Origin of the sequence: Chitinophaga deserti, from assembly GCF_003149455.1 — a bacterium.
GTDB lineage: Bacteria > Bacteroidota > Bacteroidia > Chitinophagales > Chitinophagaceae > Chitinophaga > Chitinophaga deserti.
Window position 1 is genome coordinate 65529 of the sequence record NZ_QFFK01000005.1, and the last position, 25059, is coordinate 90587.

Annotated in this window: 31 protein-coding genes; 26 read left to right on the forward strand and 5 right to left on the reverse strand. The window is 47.5% G+C overall.

Annotated features, from left to right (window positions below; genetic code table 11):
- The first annotated feature begins 29 nt into the window (after nt 1–29).
- The 22 genes from rpsQ (at nt 30) to carA (ending at nt 13669) form a co-directional block, all read left to right on the forward strand.
- Nucleotides 30–290, forward strand: coding sequence for a 30S ribosomal protein S17 (gene rpsQ / locus DEV76_RS12540; RefSeq protein ID WP_109698267.1), 261 nt, complete (start codon nt 30–32; stop codon nt 288–290).
- A gap of 75 nt (nt 291–365) precedes the next feature.
- A complete protein-coding gene (rplN, locus tag DEV76_RS12545) occupies nt 366–734 on the forward strand; it encodes a 50S ribosomal protein L14 (protein ID WP_109698268.1) in 369 nt (122 codons plus the stop codon).
- Nucleotides 735–929: 195 nt separating this feature from the next.
- On the forward strand, nt 930–1274 hold the full coding sequence (gene rplX / locus DEV76_RS12550) for a 50S ribosomal protein L24 (RefSeq protein ID WP_109698269.1): 345 nt from the start codon (nt 930–932) through the stop codon (nt 1272–1274).
- A complete protein-coding gene (rplE, locus tag DEV76_RS12555) occupies nt 1274–1849 on the forward strand; it encodes a 50S ribosomal protein L5 (RefSeq protein ID WP_109698270.1) in 576 nt (191 codons plus the stop codon). The genes rplX and rplE overlap by 1 nt, the downstream gene beginning before the upstream one ends.
- A gap of 6 nt (nt 1850–1855) precedes the next feature.
- Nucleotides 1856–2125, forward strand: coding sequence for a 30S ribosomal protein S14 (gene rpsN / locus DEV76_RS12560; protein WP_109698271.1), 270 nt, complete (start codon nt 1856–1858; stop codon nt 2123–2125).
- A gap of 87 nt (nt 2126–2212) precedes the next feature.
- Nucleotides 2213–2611 (forward strand): 30S ribosomal protein S8, encoded by a 399-nt coding sequence (gene rpsH, locus DEV76_RS12565; protein WP_109698272.1) that lies wholly within the window; start codon nt 2213–2215, stop codon nt 2609–2611.
- Nucleotides 2612–2723: 112 nt separating this feature from the next.
- On the forward strand, nt 2724–3278 hold the full coding sequence (rplF, locus tag DEV76_RS12570) for a 50S ribosomal protein L6 (RefSeq protein ID WP_109698273.1): 555 nt from the start codon (nt 2724–2726) through the stop codon (nt 3276–3278).
- A 149-nt stretch (nt 3279–3427) separates the two neighbouring features.
- The gene (gene rplR, locus DEV76_RS12575; RefSeq protein ID WP_109698274.1) at nt 3428–3781 is read left to right on the forward strand and encodes a 50S ribosomal protein L18; all 354 of its coding nucleotides are present in this window, start codon (nt 3428–3430) and stop codon (nt 3779–3781) included.
- A 33-nt stretch (nt 3782–3814) separates the two neighbouring features.
- Nucleotides 3815–4333 carry a 30S ribosomal protein S5 gene (rpsE, locus tag DEV76_RS12580; RefSeq protein ID WP_109698275.1) on the forward strand — a complete coding sequence of 173 codons (519 nt, stop codon included), beginning with the start codon at nt 3815–3817 and terminating at the stop codon, nt 4331–4333.
- Nucleotides 4334–4414: 81 nt separating this feature from the next.
- The gene (gene rpmD, locus DEV76_RS12585; protein ID WP_109698276.1) at nt 4415–4600 is read left to right on the forward strand and encodes a 50S ribosomal protein L30; all 186 of its coding nucleotides are present in this window, start codon (nt 4415–4417) and stop codon (nt 4598–4600) included.
- Nucleotides 4601–4697: 97 nt separating this feature from the next.
- Complete coding sequence (gene rplO, locus DEV76_RS12590; RefSeq protein WP_109698277.1) at nt 4698–5144, forward strand: 50S ribosomal protein L15; 447 nt, start codon at nt 4698–4700, stop codon at nt 5142–5144.
- Between the two features lie 78 nt (nt 5145–5222).
- Complete coding sequence (secY, locus tag DEV76_RS12595) at nt 5223–6563, forward strand: preprotein translocase subunit SecY (protein WP_109698278.1); 1341 nt, start codon at nt 5223–5225, stop codon at nt 6561–6563.
- Nucleotides 6564–6666: 103 nt separating this feature from the next.
- Entirely contained in the window at nt 6667–7473 is an 807-nt protein-coding gene (map, locus tag DEV76_RS12600; protein WP_109698279.1) for a type I methionyl aminopeptidase, read from the forward strand.
- Between the two features lie 180 nt (nt 7474–7653).
- The gene (gene infA / locus DEV76_RS12605) at nt 7654–7872 is read left to right on the forward strand and encodes a translation initiation factor IF-1 (protein WP_012789309.1); all 219 of its coding nucleotides are present in this window, start codon (nt 7654–7656) and stop codon (nt 7870–7872) included.
- Between the two features lie 35 nt (nt 7873–7907).
- A complete protein-coding gene (gene rpmJ, locus DEV76_RS12610) occupies nt 7908–8024 on the forward strand; it encodes a 50S ribosomal protein L36 (protein ID WP_072360626.1) in 117 nt (38 codons plus the stop codon).
- Nucleotides 8025–8070: 46 nt separating this feature from the next.
- Nucleotides 8071–8451: a 30S ribosomal protein S13 gene (gene rpsM, locus DEV76_RS12615; protein ID WP_109698280.1), complete on the forward strand. Its 381-nt coding sequence runs from the start codon at nt 8071–8073 to the stop codon at nt 8449–8451.
- A 111-nt stretch (nt 8452–8562) separates the two neighbouring features.
- Entirely contained in the window at nt 8563–8961 is a 399-nt protein-coding gene (rpsK, locus tag DEV76_RS12620) for a 30S ribosomal protein S11 (protein WP_109698281.1), read from the forward strand.
- Nucleotides 8962–9132: 171 nt separating this feature from the next.
- Entirely contained in the window at nt 9133–9738 is a 606-nt protein-coding gene (gene rpsD, locus DEV76_RS12625) for a 30S ribosomal protein S4 (protein WP_109698282.1), read from the forward strand.
- Between the two features lie 78 nt (nt 9739–9816).
- Entirely contained in the window at nt 9817–10812 is a 996-nt protein-coding gene (locus DEV76_RS12630; RefSeq protein ID WP_109698283.1) for a DNA-directed RNA polymerase subunit alpha, read from the forward strand.
- Nucleotides 10813–10921: 109 nt separating this feature from the next.
- Nucleotides 10922–11407, forward strand: a complete 486-nt coding sequence (gene rplQ / locus DEV76_RS12635) for a 50S ribosomal protein L17 (protein WP_109698284.1) — start codon at nt 10922–10924, stop codon at nt 11405–11407.
- Between the two features lie 239 nt (nt 11408–11646).
- The gene (locus tag DEV76_RS12640) at nt 11647–12456 is read left to right on the forward strand and encodes a hypothetical protein (RefSeq protein ID WP_109698285.1); all 810 of its coding nucleotides are present in this window, start codon (nt 11647–11649) and stop codon (nt 12454–12456) included.
- 94 nt (nt 12457–12550) lie between these two features.
- Nucleotides 12551–13669 carry a glutamine-hydrolyzing carbamoyl-phosphate synthase small subunit gene (gene carA / locus DEV76_RS12645; protein WP_109698286.1) on the forward strand — a complete coding sequence of 373 codons (1119 nt, stop codon included), beginning with the start codon at nt 12551–12553 and terminating at the stop codon, nt 13667–13669.
- A 791-nt stretch (nt 13670–14460) separates the two neighbouring features.
- On the opposite strand, the gene DEV76_RS12650 is transcribed toward carA, so the two are convergent.
- Both DEV76_RS12650 and DEV76_RS12655 read right to left on the reverse strand, forming a co-directional pair.
- The gene (locus tag DEV76_RS12650) at nt 14461–15654 is read right to left on the reverse strand and encodes a pyridoxal phosphate-dependent aminotransferase (protein WP_109698287.1); all 1194 of its coding nucleotides are present in this window, start codon (nt 15652–15654) and stop codon (nt 14461–14463) included.
- A 113-nt stretch (nt 15655–15767) separates the two neighbouring features.
- Nucleotides 15768–16172 carry a DUF1573 domain-containing protein gene (locus tag DEV76_RS12655; protein WP_109698288.1) on the reverse strand — a complete coding sequence of 135 codons (405 nt, stop codon included), beginning with the start codon at nt 16170–16172 and terminating at the stop codon, nt 15768–15770.
- Between the two features lie 193 nt (nt 16173–16365).
- On the opposite strand from DEV76_RS12655, the gene DEV76_RS12660 reads away from it, so the two are divergent.
- From DEV76_RS12660 to DEV76_RS12670, 3 genes are all read left to right on the forward strand, one after another.
- Nucleotides 16366–18765 (forward strand): alpha-ketoacid dehydrogenase subunit alpha/beta, encoded by a 2400-nt coding sequence (locus DEV76_RS12660; protein WP_109698289.1) that lies wholly within the window; start codon nt 16366–16368, stop codon nt 18763–18765.
- Nucleotides 18766–18960: 195 nt separating this feature from the next.
- Entirely contained in the window at nt 18961–19890 is a 930-nt protein-coding gene (locus DEV76_RS12665; RefSeq protein ID WP_109698290.1) for a DnaJ C-terminal domain-containing protein, read from the forward strand.
- Between the two features lie 21 nt (nt 19891–19911).
- Nucleotides 19912–20256, forward strand: coding sequence for a hypothetical protein (locus tag DEV76_RS12670; protein WP_109698291.1), 345 nt, complete (start codon nt 19912–19914; stop codon nt 20254–20256).
- A gap of 538 nt (nt 20257–20794) precedes the next feature.
- Here the strand turns inward: DEV76_RS12670 and DEV76_RS25925 are convergent.
- The gene (locus tag DEV76_RS25925) at nt 20795–20989 is read right to left on the reverse strand and encodes a hypothetical protein (protein WP_157962866.1); all 195 of its coding nucleotides are present in this window, start codon (nt 20987–20989) and stop codon (nt 20795–20797) included.
- A gap of 612 nt (nt 20990–21601) precedes the next feature.
- Here DEV76_RS25925 and DEV76_RS12680 point away from each other — a divergent pair.
- Nucleotides 21602–22558: a D-2-hydroxyacid dehydrogenase gene (locus tag DEV76_RS12680; RefSeq protein ID WP_109698293.1), complete on the forward strand. Its 957-nt coding sequence runs from the start codon at nt 21602–21604 to the stop codon at nt 22556–22558.
- 73 nt (nt 22559–22631) lie between these two features.
- Here DEV76_RS12680 and DEV76_RS12685 read toward each other — a convergent pair whose 3' ends face one another.
- Together DEV76_RS12685 and DEV76_RS12690 are read right to left on the reverse strand one after the other, a co-directional pair.
- Nucleotides 22632–23342, reverse strand: coding sequence for a YebC/PmpR family DNA-binding transcriptional regulator (locus DEV76_RS12685; protein WP_109698294.1), 711 nt, complete (start codon nt 23340–23342; stop codon nt 22632–22634).
- A 145-nt stretch (nt 23343–23487) separates the two neighbouring features.
- Complete coding sequence (locus tag DEV76_RS12690; protein ID WP_109698295.1) at nt 23488–24942, reverse strand: amino acid permease; 1455 nt, start codon at nt 24940–24942, stop codon at nt 23488–23490.
- Between the last annotated feature and the right edge of the window lie 117 nt (nt 24943–25059).

Below are 25059 nucleotides of genomic sequence, written 5' to 3' on the forward strand. Positions count from 1 at the left end.
GCGGTAAGGAAGTAAATAAACTTTCAACAATGACGACCGAAAGAAAATTAAGGAAAACCAGGATCGGGGTAGTATCCAGCAACAAAATGGATAAGACCATTACCGTGAACGTTGAACGTAAGGTAAAACACCCGATCTACGGTAAGTTCGTAAAGAAAACCACCAAATTCATGGCGCACGACGATAAGAACGAGTGCAGCATTGGTGACACTGTACGTATCATGGAAACCCGCCCGATGAGCAAGAACAAATGCTGGCGCATGGTGGAAGTGATCGAAAAAGTAAAATAATTATTTATTTGTTTCAAGCTGCCGGCAACCGTAAGGCCCTGCAGCCTCTGCTAAAACAATTACAAACGCATTACGATGATACAACAAGAATCAAGGCTGAACGTAGCAGATAACAGTGGCGCGAAAGAAGTGCTCTGCATCCGCGTGCTCGGCAACTCCGGCCAGGACTATGCAGGTGTAGGCGATAAGATTGTGGTGACCGTGAAAGACGCTATCCCCGGTGGCGGTATGAAAAAAGGTACCGTAACCAAAGCTGTTATTGTAAGAACGAAGAAAAAGCTCCGTCGCCGTGACGGTTCTTATATCCGCTTCGACGACAACGCCGTAGTATTGCTGAATAACTCGGATGAACCGCGCGGTACCCGTATTTTCGGTCCGGTGGCCCGTGAGCTCCGTGATAAAGGATACATGAAGATCATCTCCCTGGCGCCTGAGGTGCTTTAAGGAGTCGACATAGGATTTCGGATACAGGATTAAGTTGTTAGGCATAAGGTTGTTATATATAGTGACAGGCTTTATGTGAATAACTAAATTCAGTATCCGAAATCTTTGCATATCTTTGCAGCCCGTTTCATAAAACGACATATATTTTAATCAAGCGAGACCCAAGTTTTGCTTGGCGTATAAACAAACAAACAGATGAAAACTAGATTTAAGCCTAAGTTCAACATTAAGAAAGGCGACCTGGTTGTGGTAATATCCGGTGAGGATAAGGACCGTACCAAAGCGCGCAAGGTGTTGGAAGTCATCGTTGACGCAACCAACCCGAAAGTGCTGGTAGAGGGCGTGAACATCATCACCAAGCACACGAAACCGACTGCCCAGAATACCAAAGGTGGTATCGTTAAGCAGGAGGCTCCCATCTCCCTCTCCAACGTAATGTTGTGGGATGCTAAAGCTGGTAAGGCTACCCGTGTTAGCCGTCAGCGGGAAAATGGTAAAGTAGTTCGTATCGCTAAAAAATCAGGGGAGGTAATCAAATAATGGCAAACACATCATATAAGCCCAGGCTGCAAACCAAATACCGCAACGAAGTGGTAGCAACCCTGCAGAAGAAATTCAACTATAAGAGCGTGATGCAGGTTCCCCGCCTGACTAAGATCTGCCTGAACCAGGGGATCAACGGTGCAGTAGGCGACAAGAAACTGGTAGACATCGCGGTAGACGAGATGACCCGCATCGCTGGTCAGAAAGCCATCGCTACACTGTCCAAAAAGGACATCTCTAACTTTAAACTGCGTAAGCACATGCCCATTGGTGCGCGTGTGACCCTGCGTGGTATCACTATGTACGAATTCCTCGATCGTCTGATCGCTGTATCCCTGCCCCGCGTACGCGACTTCAAGGGTATCAATGAGAAAGCTTTCGATGGCCGTGGTAACTATACCCTGGGTGTGACCGAACAGATCATCTTCCCTGAGATCGACATCGATAAAGTGACCAAAATCACTGGTATGGACATCACTTTCGTAACTACTGCCCAAACCAACGAAGAAGCTTACGAGCTCCTGAAAGAACTGGGTATGCCGTTTAAGAACATCAAAAAAGATAATCAATAATAACACATGGCAAAAGAATCCGTAAAAGCCAGACAAAGAAAGAGAGAAGCCCTGGTGGCCCGCTTTGCTGAAAAACGCGAACAGCTGAAAGCTGAAGGCGATTATGCAGCACTCGACAAACTGCCCAGAAACGCTTCTCCCGTTCGCCTGCACAACCGTTGCCAGCTGACCGGTCGCCCTAAAGGTTACATGCGTCAATTCGGCCTTTGCCGTAACATGTTCCGCGACATGGCACTGGCAGGTAAAATCCCTGGCGTAAGAAAAGCTTCCTGGTAAGATATACCCGGAAAGCCTCCCGAAGTTTTTTGATTCCTATCTATATCGATTGGATATCGCATTGTACACATTTACAACTATTTAACAATGGTTACTGATCCAATAGCAGATTTTCTGACTCGCATCCGTAATGCCCAGATGGCAAACCACCGGATCGTTGAAATTCCAGCTTCCAAACTGAAGAAACGCATTACCGAGATCCTGTACGACAAAGGTTACATCCTGAAGTACAAGTTCGAGGAAGACAACAAGCAGGGCCTCATCAAGATCGCTCTGAAATATGATCCCACAACCAAGGTTCCTGCTATCCAGGACCTGCAAAGGATCTCCCGTCCCGGTCTGCGCCAATATTCCAAACCTGAAGACTTCAAACGTATCAAGAATGGTCTTGGCATTGCAATCATCTCCACTTCAAAAGGTGTGATGACCGATAAAGACGCAAAAGCACAAAACGTAGGTGGCGAAGTAGTTTGCTACGTATACTAAACATATTCTAATCCCGCCCTTACCAGGGCGGGATTACGGCATATCTGATTATTAAGCCTACTATACGGGCTGAACCCGGATCTGCCGCTCACAACAACATAAACTGACAAACATGTCACGTATAGGCAGAAGCCCGATTAAACTGGCAAGTGGTGTAACGGTTACCGTTAGCGCTACCAACGAGATTACCGTAAAAGGTCCTAAAGGCGAACTTAAAAAGGCGATCGACCGCGATATTAAGGTGGAAGTGAAAGAAGGTGAACTGATCGTTACCCGTCCTACCGACCAGATCCGTCACCGCGCCCTGCATGGTCTGTACCGCGCTCTGATCGCCAACATGGTGACCGGCGTAACCGAAGGTTTCAAGAAACAACTGGAACTGGTAGGTGTGGGTTACAAGGCTGCGCACAACGGTCAGCTGATCGACTTAGCTTTGGGCTATTCTCACAACATCATCTTCGAAATTCCTAAGGAACTGAAGGTGAACACTGTAACCGAAAAAGGTAAGAACCCGCTGATTCAGCTGGAAGGTATCGACAACCAGCTCCTTGGCCAGGTTGCCGCTAAGATCCGCAGCCTCCGCAAACCCGAGCCTTACAAAGGTAAAGGTGTTCGTTACAGCAATGAAGTTGTACGTAAGAAAGCTGGTAAATCAGCCGGTAAATAATCTCCGGTTCCTGCACTGCGCGGCGTAATCCGACAGCAGGAGGGAACCCGGTCATTTTCAAAACTGAGAAGTAAACATGGGAATCCTGTTCCGATGTTTACTTTACAAATAAAGTCCCGGCAGCATCGGGAGATCAAATACTTAAAGTAATGATTACAAAAGCAAACAGAAGACAGAATATCCGCTACCGCATCCGTAAGAAGATCAGCGGAACTGCACAGAAGCCCAGACTGTCCGTATTTCGCAGCAACTCGGAGATTTATCTCCAGCTGATCGACGATACCACGGGTACTACCCTGGCATCTGCATCTTCCCGCGATAAAGCGCTGGCAGGTGTGACCGGTACTAAAACCGAGAAAGCCAAGCAGGTGGGCGCAGCCCTGGCGGCTAAGGCAACTGCCCTGGGTTTGACCCAGTGTGTGTTTGACCGTTCCGGTTATCTCTACCATGGCCGCGTTAAGGCAACTGCTGACGGCGCGCGCGAAGGCGGTCTGCAATTCTAATAAAACTGATATCGTAATTCTTATTAAATAATAATGGCAAAGAATTTATTCAATAAAGTAAAAGCCGGCGATCTGGAACTGAAAGAGAAAGTTGTAACTATCAACAGGGTTACTAAGACTACCAAAGGTGGTCGTACTTTCAGCTTTTCCGCGCTGGTGGTAGTGGGTAATGAAAATGGCGTGGTAGGTCACGGTCTTGGTAAAGCCAAGGAAGTGCAGGAAGCGATCACTAAAGGTATCGACGATGCAAAGAAGAACCTGATCAAAATCCCCATTCACCACGGTACTATTCCCCACGATCAGCTGGCTAAAGAAGGTGCTGCTAAAGTGCTTATCAAACCTGCTGCTCATGGTACGGGCGTAATCGCCGGAGGTTCCATGCGCGCCGTTTTGGAAAGCGCGGGTATCACCGACGTACTGGCGAAGTCCCTCGGCTCCGCTAACCCCCACAACGTGGTGAAAGCCACCTTCAAGGCACTCGGCATGCTGCGTGAACCTATTCAGGTAGCAAGAACCCGTAACGTGTCCATGAAGAAAGTTTTCAACGGATAATCCCGGGCGGATATAATCCCGGTACCGGAGGGCAGGCCCGCCGGAATCCGGAATTCTCTAAAGGAAATATATCAAAGTAAAATGGCAAAGATCAAGATCACCCAGGTAAAAAGCGGTATCGATCGTCCTGAACGTCAGAAACTGACCCTGAAGGCTCTCGGACTGAAGAAAATGAACAATACCGTTGAGGTTGAAGCCACTCCCCAGATTCTGGGCATGGTTCGCGCCGTGCACCACCTGGTAAAAGTGGAGCAAGTGAACGCATAATGTAAAATTTTTATTTTTACATTGGGCTTTCTACTTTTTTGAATTATTATTGTAAAAGCGAGCGGTTGATTTCCGCGCAAGTAAAACAATTACAGCAATGAGTTTACATCAAATCCGTCCTGCAAAAGGCGCAGTACATAAAGAAAAACGCCTTGGCCGTGGCGAAGCGTCCGGTAAAGGTGGTACTTCTACGAAAGGTAACAAAGGTGCTCAATCCAACACCGGCTATTCCAGCAAACGTGGTCACGAAGGTGGCCAGATGCCTATCCAACGTCGTCTGCCCAAACGCGGTTTCCATCCGATCAGCCGTGTTGAATATAAAGTGTTCAACCTCGGCCAGCTGGATACCATTATTGAGAAATACGGCATTCAGGAATTCAGCCTCGAGAACCTGTACATGAATGGCCTCATCAGCAAAACCGACCAGGTGAAAGTTCTGGGCCACGGTGAACTGAAGAGCAAAGTAACGCTGAAAGTTAACGCAATCAGCGAGAAAGCCAAGGCAGCGATCGAAGCAGCTGGGGGTTCTGTGGAACTGGTTTAAGAAATTACGATAGAGAAGGCGCCTACGGAGTAGTGCGTCTTTTCGAATTTTACACGCGTTATAAACTCTTATCTTCCTGTGAAGAAATTTATCGAAACCATAAAGAACATCTGGAGTATTGAGGACCTGCGTAACCGCATTCTCACTACGCTGCTCCTGGTACTGGTATACCGTGTTGGTTCCTATATCACCCTTCCCGGTCTCGATCCCAACGAGCTGGCTAAATTCTCCGAGTCTTCCCAGCAAGGTATCCTTGGGCTGTTTAACATGTTTGCCGGCGGGTCTTTCTCGCGTGCATCCATTTTCGCCCTCGGCATCATGCCCTATATCTCGGCGTCTATCGCCATTCAGCTCCTCACGATCGCTGTTCCCTATTTCCAGAAATTACAGAAAGAAGGAGACAGTGGTCGGAAAAAGATCAACCAATACACCCGTCTGCTCACGGTAATCGTGACTGCATTCCAGGCCAGCGCATATGTTGCGTACCTGAGAACGCAATCCGGCGGCGCCCTCATCCCCGCTTACGGCGGCTTCATGTTCTGGCTGTCTACCACCGTGGTGCTGACTGCCGGTACGCTGTTCGTTATGTGGCTGGGTGAAAAAATCACGGATAAGGGAATCGGTAACGGTACCTCTATCATCATCATGACCGGCATCCTCGCCCGCCTTCCCGAATCCCTCCTGCAGGAATTCGCACTGCGCACCGGCGGTGGCGGCGGTCTGCTGATCTTCCTCGTGGAACTTGCCATGTTTATCCTCATCACCATCGGACTTATCCTCCTGGTACAGGGAACACGCAAGATCCCCGTGAACTACGCCAAAAGAATCGTTGGTAATAAACAATACGGTGGTGTTCGCCAGTTCATTCCCCTTAAAGTGAATGCTGCAGGTGTTATGCCCATCATCTTCGCCCAGGCCATTATGTTCATCCCGGCCACGGCGATTGGTTTTGCTACCCAAAGCGAGAACGCTTCCGGCTTCATCCGCATCTTCAGTGATCACACCAACCCCTGGTACAATGTGATCTACGCAGTGCTCGTTGTCGTGTTCACGTTCTTCTACACCGCGCTCATTTTCAATCCCAGCCAGATGGCCGATGAAATGAAACGCAATAACGGGTTCATCCCTGGCGTAAAACCCGGTAAATCTACCGCCGATTACATCGGTGCAGTAATGGACCGGATCACCCTCCCGGGCTCTGTATTCCTGGCGGTTGTGGGCATCATGCCCGGCATAGCTGCGGCATTGGGTGTTAACACAGGCTTCTCCACCTTCTTCGGCGGTACCTCACTGCTGATCATGGTAGGTGTAATCCTCGATACCCTGCAGCAGATCGAAAGCCAGCTGCTCATGCGTCACTACGACGGTCTCATGAGCTCCGGCCGCATCAAAGGCAGAACTTCTCCCGCCAACGCTTAATCGCAGGCAACACATATTTAGCAGCCATCCTGAACCAAGCGGCAGGATGGCTGTTTAGTTTACGGCAAGGCCGTATCGGCAATTTTTGTTAATTTTGCATGTTATGATTCATTATAAGACAGCCGAAGAAATTGAGCTGATGCGCGAAAGCGCTCAACTGGTGAGCGCTACACTCGCGGAAGTAGCCCGGCAGCTGAAGCCCGGCATGAGCACACTGGATATCGATGCCATTGCGGAAAAGTTCATCCGCGATCATGGCGCGGTGCCTTCCTTCAAGAATTATAAGGGTTTCCCCAATACCTGCTGTATTTCCGTAAATGAAGCGGTGGTACACGGTATACCCAATACTTACGTGATCCGGGAGGGTGACCTGGTTTCTGTGGATGTGGGCGTTTTCAAAAACGGCTTCCATGGAGACAGTGCCTATACTTTTGCCATTGGCGAAGTGCCTGCACATATACAAAAACTGATGACCGCTACAAAGGTGGCCCTGAATAAGGGGATCGAGAAAGCGGTTGTTGGCAACCGTGTGGGTGATATCGCTTACGCTATTCAGGACTACCTGGAGAAGGAAAGGGGCTACGGGGTCGTTCGCGAGCTTGTAGGGCATGGTTTGGGGCGCAACCTTCATGAAGACCCGCAGGTGCCTAATTACGGCCGCAGAGGCAGCGGAGCAGTGCTTAAAGATGGACTTGTGATTGCAATTGAGCCGATGGTGAATCTGGGCACACGTGAAGTGGAGTATCTGGAGGACGGATGGACAGTTGTTACGCGCGACCGGAAGGTGTCGGTACATTACGAACATACCGTATCTGTGAAGAAGGGGAAGGCTGATGTGCTGTCTACTTTCGCGGAAATTGAGGCCGCAGAGCAGCAAAATCCGATGTTAGCGGGTGCTGTGGCGCAATAATAGTCACTAAGGGTACGATATTTACGATACATATAAGATCCTGTTTAGCAGACAGTTGTTTCATTATGCACAACGGAGGAGGGGAGTTTATCCACAAACCGGATATTTATTAATATAAATTGCCCTAAATTTTTCTGATTCAGAAACTTTTATGGTATCTTTGCATTCCTAAAAATTTTTATGGCGAAACAGGCACTGATTAAACAGGATGGTATTATTCTCGAAGCCTTATCTAATGCAATGTTCCGGGTGAAACTGGAAAACGGGCATGAGATTTTGGCTACCATTTCTGGGAAAATGCGGATGCACTATATTCGCATCCTGCCGGGAGATAAAGTTGGGGTGGAAATGAGCCCTTATGATTTGAGCAGGGGTCGTATAATTTTCAGGTATAAGTAAGAAAAATACACTAGTAGATTTATAACTATTGACTCATGAAAGTAAGAGCTTCCATCAAGAAAAGAAGTGCAGACTGCAAGATTGTTCGCCGCAAGGGTAAATTGCTGGTGATCAACAAAAAGAATCCTCGTTTTAAGCAACGTCAGGGATAATCGCATCTGTTACTCATTATAAAGACTAATAAATTAAACAATTAATATGGCACGTATAGCCGGTATTGATCTTCCTAAAAACAAAAGGGGTGAAATTGGACTGACCTACATCTTCGGAATCGGTCACTCTACTTCCGTATATATCCTTAACAAAGCGGAAATTGATCTGAACAAGAAAGTAAAGGATTGGAATGACGATGAGCAGGGTGCGATTCGTAACATTATCAATGCGGAATTCAAAGTAGAAGGTCAGCTTCGTTCTGAAGTTCAGATGAACATCAAGCGTCTGCTGGATATCGCCTGCTACCGTGGTCTCCGTCACAGGAAAGGTCTGCCGGTTAGAGGTCAGCGTACTCGTACTAACAGCCGTACCCGTAAAGGTAAGCGTAAGACGGTTGCTGGTAAAAAGAAGGCGACAAAGAAATAGTGATAGAATCCCTGGTCTGCTTGTCCTCCGTCCAAATCCGGGAGGCGGCGGCATAAAGGGTTTTTATAGACATCCGGGTTTGGAACTTCATAGTTGGAATTATAACGAATTATGGCAAAAGCAACGAATTCAAAAGCTGCCGCTAAAAAGAGGGTAGTAAAAGTGGACAACTTCGGAGATGTACACATCTCTGCGAGTTTCAACAACATCATCGTAAGCATCACCAACAAACAGGGTCAGGTTATTTCCTGGTCTTCTGCTGGTAAGATGGGCTTCAAGGGTTCTAAAAAGAACACTCCTTATGCTGCTCAGCTGGCTGCTTCCGATGCCGCGAAAACCGCCATCGACGCAGGCCTGAAAAGAGCTGACGTGTTTGTGAAAGGTCCCGGCGCCGGCCGTGAAAGCGCTATCCGCGCTATCGCGAACAGCGGTATCGAGGTTACCCTGATCAAGGATGTTACGCCGCTGCCGCACAACGGTTGCCGTCCTCCGAAAAAGAGAAGGGTATAGTCATCGAGATATTCCGATACGAATTATCCGGTACAATTCAACTTTTGTACCGGTTAATTCGTATTCGTAATTGATATTTTATTACATTTATTATTAACCAGTGGGTGCACGATCGGATTTTAAGATTTTTAAATGAGCGTGCACCGTAACTAAAAATCTGCACTACAGAACATGGCAAGGTACACAGGACCAAAGACCAAGATCTCCAGGATTTTTGGAGAGCCCATTTTAGGAAATGGCAAGTATTTAGGCAAAAACAGCAACCCTCCCGGTCAGCACGGCGCACAGCGCAAGCGCAAACAACTGGGTGAGTATGCACAACAGCTCAGAGAGAAACAAAAGGCGAAATACACTTACGGTGTACTCGAGCGCCAGTTCCGTAACCTCTTCGAAGAAGCTAACCGTCGTAAAGGCGTTACTGGTGAAGTATTGATCAAACTGCTGGAAGCACGTCTGGATAACACCGTGTTCCGCATGGGTATCGCTCCTTCCCGCCCCGCTGCCCGTCAGCTCGTTTCCCACAAACACATCACTGTAAACGGTGTAGTGGTTAACGTACCTTCTTACCAGCTGCAACCCGGTGATATCATTGGCCTCGAAGCCAAATCTTCCGGTAACACCGCAGTTACCAGCCAGGTACGTGGTAAAAACCCCAAATTCAACTGGATCGATTTCAACGAGAAAGAACTGAGAGGTACTTTCATCGCTTATCCTGAAAGGGAGTCTGTTCCTGAGAATATCAAGGAGCAGCTGATCGTGGAATTGTACAGCAAGTAATAACGTGCCAGCCATCCCGGTATCCGGGGTGGCGTTGGCCGTAGAATATACCTTAAAACTCATAAATCAAGCATATCAATGGCAATTCTTAATTTCCAAAAGCCTGACAAGATCGTTTTGCAGAAGTCTACCGACTTTGAAGCTCAATTCGAATTCCGTCCGTTAGAACCGGGTTATGGTGTGACAATTGGTAACGCGCTCCGCCGCGTGCTGTTGTCGTCTTTGGAGGGCTATGCCATTGTGGGTATCAAGATCGAAGGCGCTGATCACGAGTTTGCCACACTGAAAGGAATTACGGAAGACGTTACTGAAATCATCCTCAACCTGAAACAGGTTCGTTTCAAGAAAATCGTTGAGAATGAAGTAAGCAGCGAGAAAATCCAGATCTCAATCAAAGGCAAAACCGAGTTCAGGGCAGATATGATCGAGAAAGCAACCAACTCTTTCCAGATCATGAACCCCGAACTGCTGATCTGCACCCTGGATCCTTCCGCTAAGCTGGATATCGAACTGACCATCGGCAAAGGCCGCGGTTACGTTCCGGCTGAGGAAAACAGACCCAAAGATGCAGTGTTTGGTTACATCGCGATCGATTCCGTATTCACGCCCATCAAGAACGTGAAATACAGCATCGAGAACACCCGTGTGGAACAAAAGACCGACTACGAGAAACTGATCATGGAAGTGGTTACAGACGGTACTATCCATCCGGAAGAAGCGGTGAAACAAGCTTCCCGTATCCTTATTCAGCACCTGATGATCATCACCGATGAAAACATCAGCTTTGATACCAAAGACACTGAAAAAGAAGACGTGGTTGACGAACAAACCCTGCAGCTCCGCAAGATCCTGAAAACTCCTCTGGAAGATCTGGATCTCAGCGTACGTGCATTCAACTGCCTGAAAGCTGCTAAAATCAACTCCCTGAGCGAACTGGTTCAGTACGAACAGGAAGAACTGATGAAATTCCGCAACTTCGGTCAGAAATCCCTCAGCGAAATCGAACAAGTGCTGGGCGAAAGAGGCCTGCATTTCGGTATGGATCTGTCCAAACTGAAACTCGACGAAGAATAGTAATTTTTTAGTACATCACGCTCCCCGTCAGGAGGGCGTGATTTGCATTTTATAACAAGTACCTCGCAATTCCTGACACGGTGCGGGGGAAACCAAACAAAAAAAAGTCATGCGTCACGGAAAGAAATTGAATAAGCTGAGCCGCACGTCCGCTCACCGCAAAAGCCTGATGAGCAACCTGGCCTGCGAACTGATCAGCCACAAACGTATCACCACCACCCTGGCTAAAGCCAAAGCGCTCCGCGTTTACGTTGAGCCCCTGCTGACCCGCGGTAAAACTGACGACACCCACAACCGTCGTATCGTTTTCTCCTACCTGCAGGACAAAGAAGCTATCCAGGAACTGTTCGGCACCATCAGCGAGAAAATCGCCAGCCGTCCCGGTGGTTACACACGTATCATCAAGCTTGGCAAACGTATCGGTGACAACGCCGAAACTGCACTGATCGAGCTCGTTGATTTCAACGAAATCTATGGCAAAACTGCTGAAGCTGACAAAGCACCCGCTAAAAAGACCCGTCGTGCCGGCGGTAAAAAGAAAGCGGAAGGCGCTGAAGCAGAAGCTCCTGCTGCAGAAGAAAAAGCTGCTGAATAGTTTTCTCAACAAACTATACCGAAGGGATAAGGCTACCGCCTTATCCCTTTTTTTATTTATAGGAATTCCGACAAGAAACGTACTGCATTACAATAGTTGCTGATCAATCCGTGCAGTTAGCCTTTGCAATAGTGGAGTAAGCATGCTTCGGTCTGCAGTGACAGACGGAGATATGTTGGTTTTGTATATATAGTAAAAATACTTAATTTAGTGGCGCCGGCACCTAACGCCCCATTCCTATGAACTACATCAACTGCCAGCACTGTGGAGAATACAGTGCCCTGAAGTCAGAATACCTCACCTTCTGCGACCATTGCGGCAAGAAATATCCCATTATTTATAAAGATTGGCTGATTCAACACCCGGAGGGCAACCTGGACAGCTATGGATTGGAATTTGGGATCTCCGGAGAAGAATTTGCATCCCGGGAACGCAGGAAAGAGCGTAGATCTGGTTTTAGCGGACGGCGGAAAGTGACGCTGGCAGTCGGTATTGTGTGCTTTTTAGTCTGCACGGGTCTAAGTATGCTGTACGGCCCTTACCTGATGGCTTTTTTCCGGGAGCCTAAAGTTTCACCAACATTACTGGAAGCGGATCGCTGGCGCACTTTCCGGGGAAACATCATCCGGATGCAGAGCCCGCTTTCCCTGAAGCCGGAAACACAGGAAGATCTTCCCAATATGCGTAAGAAAGCCTTTGAGGCAGGGGGAAAGACGGATGGCATCGTTATCCGGATGGAAGAAGTTATTTACCTGTCCAAGGCCAGTATAAGCCTGGAAGAGGCAGCCCATTACATTGCACGGGGGATGGAGACAAGGCCGGGCATTTCACGATTCAGCTATACATCACATACTGTAAATATTGGCGGAGAAGAAGCACTCCTGCAGAAGGGGACCTATGCCCTAAGGGAAGCAGGACCAATGGCATTCAATAGACTTGTACTCGTTCGTGGGGGCAGTTCTGTACAGCTGATTGTAACCCATTCTGCCGATGATTCTGCAGGGAAATTGGCGGCTGACAAAATCATGACTTCCGTTCATTTGAATTGATCTGAAAAAACTGCGTGAAATTCAGAATCATGCCCTAACTTTGCAAAGTTTTAATCGTCCCTAACAGGACATAAAAAAGAAAGGGTAAGAAGAAATGCCGCAGACTATCAGATCTACACAGCCTGCCATGCTGTTGCTCGAAGATGGCACCATTTTTCACGGTAAAGCGTTCGGTAAAGTAGGAACGGCTTCCGGGGAGCTTTGTTTTAATACCGGGATGACTGGTTATCAGGAGGTGTTTACAGACCCTTCCTACAAAGGACAGGTGCTGATCATGAACAACTGCTACGTAGGCAACTACGGCACTAAAAAGGAGGACGTTGAATCCAGCGCTGTGAAAATCAGTGGCCTGATCTGCAAAAACATTGCGTCCAACTACTCCCGCAAAATGGCTGACCAGTCGCTCGCCCAATTCCTGGAAGAGAACAACCTGGTAGCTATTCATGAGGTAGATACCCGTGCGCTGGTAGCCCATATCCGCAATAAGGGCGCCATGAACTGCATTATATCTTCAGAGATACTCGACGAGCAGGAACTGGCTAATCGCCTGAAGGAAGTGCCTTCAATGGAAGGACTTGCCCTTTGCGCCGAAGTATCCACTAAAGAGCCTTATTTCGTAGGAGACCCGAATGCCGAGATCCGGATTGCGGTACTCGATAACGGGGTTAAGCGCAACATGCTTAAATGCCTCTCTGAAAAAGGAGCTTATCTGAAAGTACATCCCACTAAATCCACTTTTGAAGAGTGTGAGGAATTTAAGCCGCATGCTTACTTCATTTCCAACGGTCCTGGTGATCCGGCTCCGCTGACATATGCTGTAGATACGATTAAGAAAGTACTGGCCGCTGAGCGTCCCCTCTTTGGTATTTGCCTGGGGCACCAGCTGCTGGCGATGGCAAATGGAATTCCAACCTACAAAATGCACCACGGTCACCGTGGCCTGAACCATCCGGTAAAGAACCTGCTGACTGGTAAATGTGAAATCACTACACAGAATCACGGTTTCGCTATCGATGGAAAAGCGGTAGAAGCATCTGAACACGTGGAAGTGACACACATCAACCTGAACGATAATTCAGTGGAAGGTATCCGGATTAAGAATAAGCCTGCATTTTCGGTACAGTACCATCCGGAAAGCACGCCTGGTCCGCATGATTCACGCTACCTGTTCGACGATTTCTTTACGATGATCCGCGAGCATAGCGCTAAATAAGTATACATCTTCTGAGAAAGATATAGGAAGAGGCCTCCGAATAGGGGGCCTTTTTTTGTGCACTTACATGTGGGGGAGAGGGGAGTTGTTAAATAAAGACGGTCCTGAGGAGTCAGGACCGTTGCATTTTAAAATTCCACGTTATGAAAACTAGCGAAAGGTACTATGCGGTTAAGCACAATACCCACCTTGTCTTTTCATTACATGACAATAATAGGAAAAATTCAGCGAGATCAGCTTTTAAAAGGGGCTTAAGTTTTCTTGAAATAGAGGATTTTAAAATGCAATCGGTTGGATGTGGATGAAACTATAGGAGAAAAAAAATACGGCTCTGTGATCAGAGCCGTTTGCCTTTATAAATTCCACGTTATGAAAAACTGATACAAAAATATGTTGTTTGGCTAAAACGTTTTAGTTAGTCGCCGATTTTTTACATAATGTTGATAATGCAAAGGTCGCGCCATTTTCCCATTTGTCAAAATTATACAAGTTAATTTTTTGCTAAGCAGGTTTAGAAATTTGTCTAACATGTATGATTAATTTTACAATTTGTTATCATTTCACCTTTGCGTCCCGATTACACAGTAAAAATAGACATAAAATTCAAATTACAAAGCATAAAACTTGAAAATTATAAAACGATAACTGGAAAAACATTATATAGAATTAAATATAATGTGAAATATGCCTTCTGCTAGGCCTTCCAGCTCTCCTTTTGCAAAAACATGATTTTTATCAGTTTTTGAAATTTGATGTTTTTTTAACACAAACTGACATGAATTGCTGACAGTTTAGCTTCGCCCGGGATATACTTCCAGCGCTTTTGACAGGGTAGTCATCGCCTTATCGATGGATTCCAGGTTGAGAACATACGCAAAGCGTACTTCCTGCTTACCCAATCCAGCTGTGGCGTAAAATCCGGTGCCGGGAGACAGCATGACGGTTTGTTGTTCATAGCTGAAATCCTCCAGCAGCCATTGGCAGAATTTATCTGCATCATCGATCGGCAGTTTGGCCATAGCGTAAAATGCTCCACCCGGATTAGGGCAAAATACCCCCGGTATTTCATTCAGGCGTTTTACGAGGAGATCCCGGCGGCTTTTATATTCTGCTTTAATTCCGTCGAAATAATCCACGGGGAGGTCCACTGCAGCTTCTGCAGCAATCTGAGCGAAACTGGGCGGGCTGAGGCGTGCCTGCGCGAATTTCATCACTGAATCAAGCAGCGTTTTATTGCGTGTTACCAGGGCGCCAATACGGCCGCCACAGGCACTGTAACGTTTGGATATAGTATCGAACACAACAACATTGTCTTCCAGTCCTTCGACCTGCAGGGCAGACAATGTAGTGCCATCGTAAGCGAACTCACGGTAAGCTTCGTCCGAAAAGAGGAAGAGGTTATGTTTTTTACAGATATCGCGGAGGATGTTCAGCTCTTCCGTACTATAGAGGTAGCCTGTAGGGTTGTTAGGATTACAGATGAGGATCGCCTTGGTTTTAGGCGTGATCTTCTGCTCGAAATCAGCAATAGGAGGCAGGGCGAAGCCGGATTCTATACCTGAAGTAACCGGAACAACCTTTACTTCTGCTTCCACGGCAAAACCATTGTAGTTAGCGTAGAAAGGCTCCGGAATAATTACTTCATCACCCGGATCGAGGCATGCCATGAAACCGAAAATGATCGCTTCGGAGCCACCGGTGGTAACGATGATCTGGTTATGATCCAGAGAGATGCCAAACCTGTCGTAATAAGTGGTGAGCTTACGGCGGTAAGATTCGTTTCCTGCGCTATGGCTGTATTCGAGAATCGGGAAATGGGAATTACGCACAGCGTCGAGGACGGGCTTGGGCGTTTCGATGTCGGGTTGTCCGATGTTGAGATGGTAAACCGTAACTCCTTTCTTTTTAGCTGCTTCTGCATAGGGAACCAGTTTACGGATCGGAGAGGGCGGCATGATCTGGCCGCGCTGACTGATTTTCGGCATTTGGTGTTGGTTTTAGCGAGGCAAAGGTAAGGCAACTCGCTTGTTATAATTGGTTATAAAACAAAAATGCCTCCCGATTTGATCGGGAGGCATACTATCGTGATGATTTTCTCTTAGTTTTCGACTGTACCGGTCAGGAACAGTTCTTTCTCCTGGTCAACTCCCTTTAACTTCAGGTAGATCGTTTTCATCGGCTTGCCTACCGCATTTGCGCTGTAGGTAGCAGTGATATTACCTGTTTTGCCGGGGAGGATAGGTTCTACTGTCCATTTAGGCGTGGTGCAACCGCAGCTGGGTTTAGCCGCTTCGATCAGCACGGGCTCTTTGGAGATGTTAGTGAACTCGAAAGTTACGGTAACGGGTTTATTCAGCTTGGTTTTACCGAAATCAACGGTTTCTTTTTTGAATTTCAGTTTGGCATCAACTGCATGGGCCGTTCCGCCTCCATTCTGTGCCTGTGCCCACAGTGAAGTGGTTACCAGTAAAGTTGCAAATAGGGATACAACGAATTTTTTCATGATAACATTGGTTTTTAAACGATTGGTTAAACATTTACGTTTCTACCAGTTTCCAGTTCAAATTTACGGCCAAAAACTGAACCGTGCATATCAAGATATTAAAAATTTCTTAAAAATTTAATTTTTGCACGTTGCGCCCAGTCATTTACCCATTCATCAATTTCCCCTACATTTGTGCTTTAACCAGGATGGCATGATCGAAAACAACGAATTAGCTATGAATATGCAAAGCCAGTTGTCATTTGAGGAATTCCGCAGGGAAGTTTTAAATGATTTCAGGCTGGCCTGTATCAGCAGGGAAGTGAGCCTGCTGGGCCGCCGGGAAGTTTTGACCGGTAAGGCCAAATTCGGGATATTTGGCGATGGTAAGGAAGTGGCACAGATCGCGATGGCCAAGTATTTTAAACCGGGCGATTTTCGGTCGGGCTACTACCGTGATCAAACGTGGGCTTTCGCTACCGGCGTTTCCAATGTTGAGCAGTTTTTCTCTCAGCTTTACGCGGATCCGGACCTGGAAAACGATCCGTTTTCCGCCGGCCGTCAGATGAACTCGCATTTTTCTACTCCTAATATCGATGCAGACGGTAACTGGCTGCCACTTACTGCGCAAAAGAACACTGCTGCAGACATGGCGCCAACAGCCGCACAGATGCCTCGGGCACTGGGCCTTGCCTTCGCTTCCAAACTGTTCCGTGAAGTACCGGAACTGGAAGGGCTGACTCACCTGTCGCACAACGGTAATGAAGTATGTTTCGCTACTATTGGCGACGCTTCCACCAGCGAAGGTCATTTCTGGGAAACAGTGAATGCCGCCGGTGTTTTGCAGGTACCGCTTTGCATATTCGTCTGGGACGATGGTTATGGTATTTCCGTTCCTCGCAAATATCAAACTACTAAAGGCTCTATCAGCGCCGCACTGGAAGGTTTCCGGAAAGGGGAGCAGACTAACGGGCTGGAAATATATAATGTAAAGGGCTGGGATTACGCCGGTTTATGTGAGGTGTTCGAAGAGGGCATTCGCAAGGCGCGTGAAACCCATGTACCTGTTCTCTTTCATGTGGAAGAGATCACCCAGCCGCAGGGGCACTCCACTTCAGGCTCCCATGAGCGCTACAAAAGCAAGGAGCGCCTGGCATGGGAAAAAGAATTCGACTGCAACATTAAAATGCGCCAGTGGCTCGTTGAAAATGCGCTGGTCGATGAAGGAACGCTCCAGGAAATAGAGGCAGAAGCAAAAGTGCTTGCCCACGAAGGCCGTAAGAAAGCCTGGGAGAAATACATTGCTCCCATCCGCAGCCAGGTGCAGGAACTGTCAGGCATTTGCCGCCAGATCATTGAAGAGGGCCGGGCCGATGTTGAATTTGTACAGCATACCATCCAGGAACTTACCGCTAACCGCGAACCACTTCGCCGGGATGTCCTCAAATCTGCTGCGCACATACTATTCCGTCACCCGCGCGACTTCTCTCCTGCAATAAATGAGCTCCAGTTGTTCTACGACAACCAGCTCGTGACTGAGAAAGAGAATTATAACTCACTTTTATACGCTACCGGCGCCAACTCCGCCTTAAATGTTCCGGAAGTACCGGCACAGTATGCTGATGAAGCTCCTGTAATCAACGGTTATGAAGTACTGAATAAGTACTTCGATCAGCTGTTTTCCGATAATCCCCTTGTATTTGCTTTTGGTGAAGATGTGGGTAAGATTGGAGACGTAAACCAGGGATTTGCCGGTCTTCAGGCCAGGCATGGCAAAACCCGGATTTCCGATACCGGTATCCGTGAACTCACCATCATGGGCCAGGGAATCGGTATGGCACTGCGGGGCCTTCGTCCTATCGCTGAAATCCAATACCTGGATTACCTGTTGTACGGCCTCCAGCCCCTTAGCGACGATGTTGCTTCCTTGCAATACCGCACCCGTGGAACCCAGTTCTGTCCCATCATCGTTAGAACCAGAGGTCACCGGCTCGAGGGCATCTGGCATTCAGGAAGCCCGATGGGTATGATCATCAATTCGCTGCGTGGTTTCCATGTTTGCGTACCCCGCAACATGGTTCAGGCTGCCGGTATGTACAATACGCTTCTCCGGGCACACGAACCTGCTATTGTTATTGAATCCCTGAACGGCTACCGTTTGAAAGAACGTATGCCTGAAAATATCGGGGAATTTACGGTTCCGATGGGAGTTCCTGAGATACTGCACGAAGGATCAGATATTACTATCGTATCCTATGGCAGCACGCTGCGTATCATTGAAGACGCCATGCAGACCCTTTCAGGGTTGGGTGTTTCCTGCGAACTGATCGATGTACAAACGCTGTTGCCTTTCGATACCGGCCACTCCATCCTGGCTTCACTTAAGAAGACCAACCGCATTCTGTTTGTAGATGAAGACGTTCCTGGTGGTGGTACTGCTTATATGTTCCAGCAAGTTATGGAACAGCAGGGCGGTTATCGATGGCTTGATGTGGCACCCCGTACCCTGGCTGCCCAGGCGCATCGTCCGGCTTATGGATCTGATGGAGACTACTTCTCCAAGCCTAATGCGGAAGATGTGGTGAAAGTGGTGATGGAAATGATTCGCGAATAGCAAATCAACTTATTGATAATCAAATAAAGGCATGTACATTGTATATGCCTTTTTTGCGTATAGCAGGTAATTTTTTGACAGGATAAATGCCAATGCGGCAGCAGTTAGCATCTGTTATACCAGATTCCCCCGGGGAACATTTTTCTCTAAAGCCCAGGCAACAAGCCCGGCGCAAGAATTGTTATAAAAACAAATATGGAATATAAGGACTATTATAAAATACTGGGCGTAGACCGAAAGGCTGGTGCAGACGATATCAAAAAAGCATATCGCAAACTGGCCGTCAAGTATCATCCGGATAAAAATCCTGATGATAAGCTTGCCGAGGAAAAGTTCAAGGAACTGAATGAAGCTTATGAAGTGCTGGGTGATGCGGAGAAACGTAAGAAGTATGATGAGTTCGGTGAAAATTGGAAATATTACGAGCAGCAGGCAGGGCAGCAGTCAGGAGATTTCGACTGGGGACGTTGGCGGGCACAGCAGGCTGGCGGACAGTCATATGGTGGAGGAGATGAGATGTTTGGAGATGGTGGGCAGTTTTCTGACTTCTTCGAGCATTTGTTTGGTGGAAATTTCAGAAGCCGAGCTCAGCAGGGGCGCTCCCGTACCCGACGTGGCGGCGACCTTCATGCTACCATGGATATAGGGATTGAGGATGTTTACAGTGGGGCAACGCGGCAAATCAATGTGAATGGTCAGAAACTGAATCTGAAGATTAAAAAAGGTACTACTGACGGACAGGTGCTTCGTTTAAAAGGCAAGGGGAATCCGGGCCTGAATGGCGGAGAAGCAGGTGATTTGCTGATAGAAATGAACTTGTTACCGGGTGCAGGATATGAATTAAAAGGTAAGGACGTGTATCTGGAAGTGCCGGTAGACGTATATACTGCTGTATTGGGTGGAAAGGTTCAGGTACCCGTACCGGGGAGTGCAGTGCAGCTGACGATCCCGGAAGGTTCTGATAGCGGGCGGTTATTCAGATTAAAAGGTAAAGGCTTACCTGTGCCAGAAGGTGCTGCGGGTGAACCGGGCGATTTTTATGTTCGGATACGCATTACCGTGCCGCAGCAACTGACTGAAGATGAGAAAGCACTTTTCAGGAAGTTGGCCAACAGGGAAAAATAAACCTGCATAAAATGGATAATTATGTTACAAACAATTGATTATCTGGAAGATATATTGCGTCAGCAACATCAGGCAGAAGAGGAGTCTTCGCCTGGATTTTATGCAAGTGAGCTGCAGGAAATGTTGGGATATACTGAGGAGGCAATGCACAATGCGCTGGTGCGGGCAATGCAGGCCTGCGCAGCTTTGAAAATGCCGTTATCATTGAATTTCCGCAGAATTTACTGCTGGCAGAGTGGTGAGATGTTGGAAGACTGGCAGCTGAGTAGATTAGCCGGGTATTTATTAATTGTTAACAGCGACCCACGTAACCCCGCCATAGCACAGGCACAGTGGTTCCTCTTCAGGAAAAGCTATTCATTCTAATTCATAACTATTTTATTATCAGTCTTTTATTTGTTCATTACCCGTCGGCAATGTTCAATGTTTATTCATTTTCCATTTGCTATTTATTGGTTAATGGAAATAGATAAATTGCATGCATAAACAAAATGAAATTGCTTAGACGGTTCAAATAGGCTGAAAATGGGGGGCCGTTCTGAAAAGAGCGGCCTTCTTCAGTTTACCCGGTTTTTAAACGAATTTCCCGATACCGGATTTAAAGATAGTGTCCATATCCTCTGAAAGATTTCTCTGCGAACCTGGCTTGGTTTTTAAAAAAGTCTTTTAACCATAATCCATTGATTGCCGGGGCAACCTACCGGAAAAAACAAGACCAGGTTTTCTTCTTTTTTTTAACCCTCTGCATCGTTTTTCTCCTCTTTAGACAAAAGCACATATATGTGTTTGTTGACCATTTCTTGATATGCGTTCTATTAGAACTTGAGGGGGAACAACCAAAATTAATTTTAAATGTAACTGACTTATGGAAGCTAGATGTATCAGATGCAGCACCATTGTTCATTCACACAAGCGGCTTACTGAGATCAAATGCCGTTGCGGCGGTCAATTGCAAAGAATGCGTTTTATAGGGCTCATCGAGGGTTTGCACCCTTTGGGTAAAGAGCACAACATGGAACTGGGAGGTAAGCTTTGTTACGGTACTTACCGGTCGATCTACGGCAATTTCGTGATCGATAAGCTCAATAATGTGTTTCATAAAGTGACACTATTGCGGTGAGTTTTTAAGGCGCTTGCCAACATCCCGCAAACGCATAACATATCCTTTGATTCAATCCCGAAAGCAGCCAAACTTTCATCCTGAAAAGGAAGCAGGAAAGCTCTTGCTTACCGAAGTACAACGTTGAATCATGCCGCTCCGCTATCATGAAGCGTTAGAAAAACAGTGAATATCAGATGCAGTTTTTGGAGTAAATCACATATATACCTAAGTGTATTCAGGTAACACCATTTTTGTTAACCAGCTTATTACCTGTGCGTTCCAATACGCATAAGGAAGTTAGTCTCTTTTGTTTTATCCATTGATTTCGCTTGAAGGCAGATTTGTAAGTATCTGCTATGAAACATATCCGTTGTTTGGGTTTTGTTTTTCCAGCCTGCAGTCAACAGGCCTTTCAAGAATGAATAAAGTATTCATTCCATGTTGATGTTTATGCTTAAAGGGATCGGATGATTCGCCGGACAGGCGGATTGTCCGGTCCCTTAGTTTTTACACGGTAAAATCGATGAAAGAATAAGGATTGTGCGGTTTAATTCATACCACCTTGATGGAGGAAATGTTTATTTTTATTCCTACACTAATTCTTATTTTATGAAGATGGTTGTTTTGGACGGATATGCACTTCAGCCCGGGGATTTATCCTGGAACAGACTGGAAGCTCTCGGAGACTTAACCGTTCACGATAGAACGTTGCCGGAGGACGTGCTGGAACGTGCACGCGGGGCTAACATCCTGCTTACCAATAAAGCCCTGATCCCTGCTGCTGTCATCCAACAACTGCCGGATCTTCAATACATAGGAGTCATGGCAACAGGTTACAATGTGGTGGATGTAGCTGCTGCGCGGGAGAGAGGGATTGTTGTCACAAATGTTCCGGCCTACAGTACAGCATCCGTAGCCCAACTAACTTTTGCACTTATCCTGGAACTCTGTCAGGCAGTGGGGCTTCATGCGGATAGCGTGCGGAAGGGAGATTGGGTAAACAGCCCGGATTTTAGCTATTGGAAAATCCAACTTACAGAACTTGAAGGGAAAACGCTCGCCATTATCGGCTTTGGTCAAATCGGGCAGGCAGTGGCCCGTATAGCATTAGCATTTGGCATGCGCGTTATTGTGAGTCATAAACACCCTGAACGCGATCGGATGGAAGGGGTAACATTTACTGATCAGGACGCTTGTTTTCGTGAAGCAGATGTCGTGTCATTACATTGCCCGCTAAACGAGGCAAATAAGGGCTTCGTAAATGAGGCACTTTTGGCTACGATGCGCCCGAGTGCTTTTCTCATCAACACCAGCCGCGGACCGCTTATTCAGGAAACTGACCTGGCGGATGCCCTGAATAAAGGTGTGATTGCCGGTGCAGGACTGGATGTGTTATCAATGGAGCCTCCACAGGCAGGTAATCCACTCCTGACTGCCCGCAATTGTTACATTACACCTCATATTGCCTGGGCGTCCCGTGAAGCACGTGGCAGATTGCTGAATAAGGTGGTAGACAATGTACAAGCTTACCTCAATGGAGCGCCGCAGAATGTGATTGGCAGGTAGATCAATAGCTGAGTATCATATAAGCAGAAAGGCCCGCAATTAGCGGGCCTTTCTGCTTATATCGGTTAAGCGGTTATTTCAGGTTGTGGAATACCTGCTGAACATCATCATCCTGTTCCAGGCGGTCTACCAGTTCCAGTACTTCTTTCGCTTGTTCTTCGGTCAGCTCTACGGTGTTAGCGGGGATGCGTTTTAACTCGGAAGCGATTACTTCGAGGCCTTTTTCCTCCAGTGCCTTAGCCATGTTGCCGAATTCGGTGAATGTGGCGCGAACAATGATATTGCCTTCGCTGTCTTCTCCGATTTCTTCCAGGCCGAAATCAATCAGCTCCAGTTCCAGCTCTTCCAGATTCTGGCCGCCGTTCTTTATTTTGAACTCGCCCAGCCTGTTAAACATAAATGCTACAGAGCCGCTGTTTCCAAGGCTGCCGCCGCACTTGTTGAAGTGCATGCGTACGTTGGCCACGGTGCGGGTAGTGTTGTCTGTAGCAGTATCCACCATTACAGCTACGCCATGTGGTGCATAACCTTCGTATACAACTTCCTCATAATCTGTCTTGTCCTTACCCAACGCACGCTTGATAGCTGCATCTACCCTGTCTTTAGGCATGTTAACGCCTTTGGCGTTCTGAATGCAGCGACGGAGAGCGGGGTTGTTATCAGGGTCCATACCGCCCTGTTTTACCGCCATGGCTATTTCCTTACCGATTCGGGTAAATTGTTTGGCCATGCGGTCCCAACGGGCGAACATGGTATGTTTTCTTACTTCAAATATACGTCCCATAGTGTTTGAAAGAATTTGACATTACGGTCCGGCAGGCCGGGCAATAAGGTGGGTGCAAAAATATTAAATTCCCGGCATATCCGGGTTCTGCCGGAAATAAAAATCCCGCCGGAGGCGGCGGGATTTAATATAGAAACAGATGTTTTTACGGTTTGTTGTTGCCCAATTTGCTATTGTGGCGGCTGTATGTGAAATAGATCAGTAGACCGAGACCCAGCCAGATAGCGAGGCGGCCCCAGCTTTCAGGGGGCAGGGAATACATGAGGTAAGTACATACGATTACGCCCATGATGGGAACGAATGGTACCAGCGGAGTTTTAAATGCACGGGGAAGTTCCGGCATTTTTTTCCGCATGATAAGCACGCCGATACAAACCAGCGAGAAGGCGAACAGGGTGCCGATACTTACCATGTGTCCCAGATCGCTCACAGGAACCAGTCCGGAGAAAAGGCTTACGAACACCATGAAGAAAATGTTCGTTTTCCAGGGAGTGCGGAATTTGGGATGTACTTCGCTGAAGAATTTAGGCAGCAAGCCGTCGCGGCTCATGGAGTAGAACACGCGGGACTGACCCAGCATCATTACCAGGATTACGGAAGTATAACCCGCAAGGATGGCAATAATAAGACCTGTTTGGAGGAAATCGTACCCGGTTTGAGCAAATGCTGTAGCAGCGGGTTTGGCATCACCGGCGAATTGTTTATAGTTCAGCAGGCCCGTCATTACGTGGGCGAAGAGCACATAAAGAATAGTACATATCACCAGAGATCCCAGGATGCCGATGGGCATGCCTTTCTGGGGATTTTTGGCTTCCTGGGCAGCGGTGGATACAGCATCGAAACCGATGAATGCAAAGAATACCACTGCGGCCCCGGTAGCTATGCCCGTCCAGCCGAAGTTCTCGTATTTACCGGTGTTAGCGGGGATATAGGGATCGTAATTGGCAGGGTCGATATGGCTCCAGCCGAGTACGATGAACACAATTACTACGGTTACTTTGAGGATTACCAGGAAGTTGTTCATACCTGCAGATTCGCGCGTGCCTTTTATCAGCAGCAGAGACAGCAGGCAAACGATGATTACAGCAGGGAGATTGAAAATGCCACCACTGATAACAGTTCCATCACTCAGATTTACCGTTTCCCAGGGGGAGGCGGCCAGCTGGTGAGGGATATGAATGCCAAATTTATGCAGTAGCTCCAGCAGGTATTTTGACCAGCTTACGGCCACGGTGGCTGCACCAAGGGCGTATTCCAGTACCAGGTCCCAACCGATAATCCAGGCGATGAATTCGCCCATTGTGGCATAGGAGTAGGTGTAGGCGCTACCGGCAACAGGGATCATGGAGGCGAACTCTGCGTAGCAAAGACCGGCAAATCCGCACCCTACTGCGGCCAGAACGAAGGAAATGGTTACTGCTGGACCAGCGTTTTCAGCTGCAGCGATGCCTGTAAGCGAAAAAAGTCCGGCACCGATAATGGCGCCGATACCCAGCGCAACTAGCGCCCCTGAACCGAGCGTCCGTTTCAGACCCTTCTCTGAGTCTGCTGCTTCTCCGAGCAGAACTGACATCGGTTTCTTGGCAAAAAGGTTACTCATAAAATTGAATAGAAGTTGATGGTTGATACTAGGAAACTAGCGGTTAGATTTGTTTTCAGATCGCCAAATATAATGCGTTCAGGGAAAAACCCACATTTTATTTTATATACGAGCGGT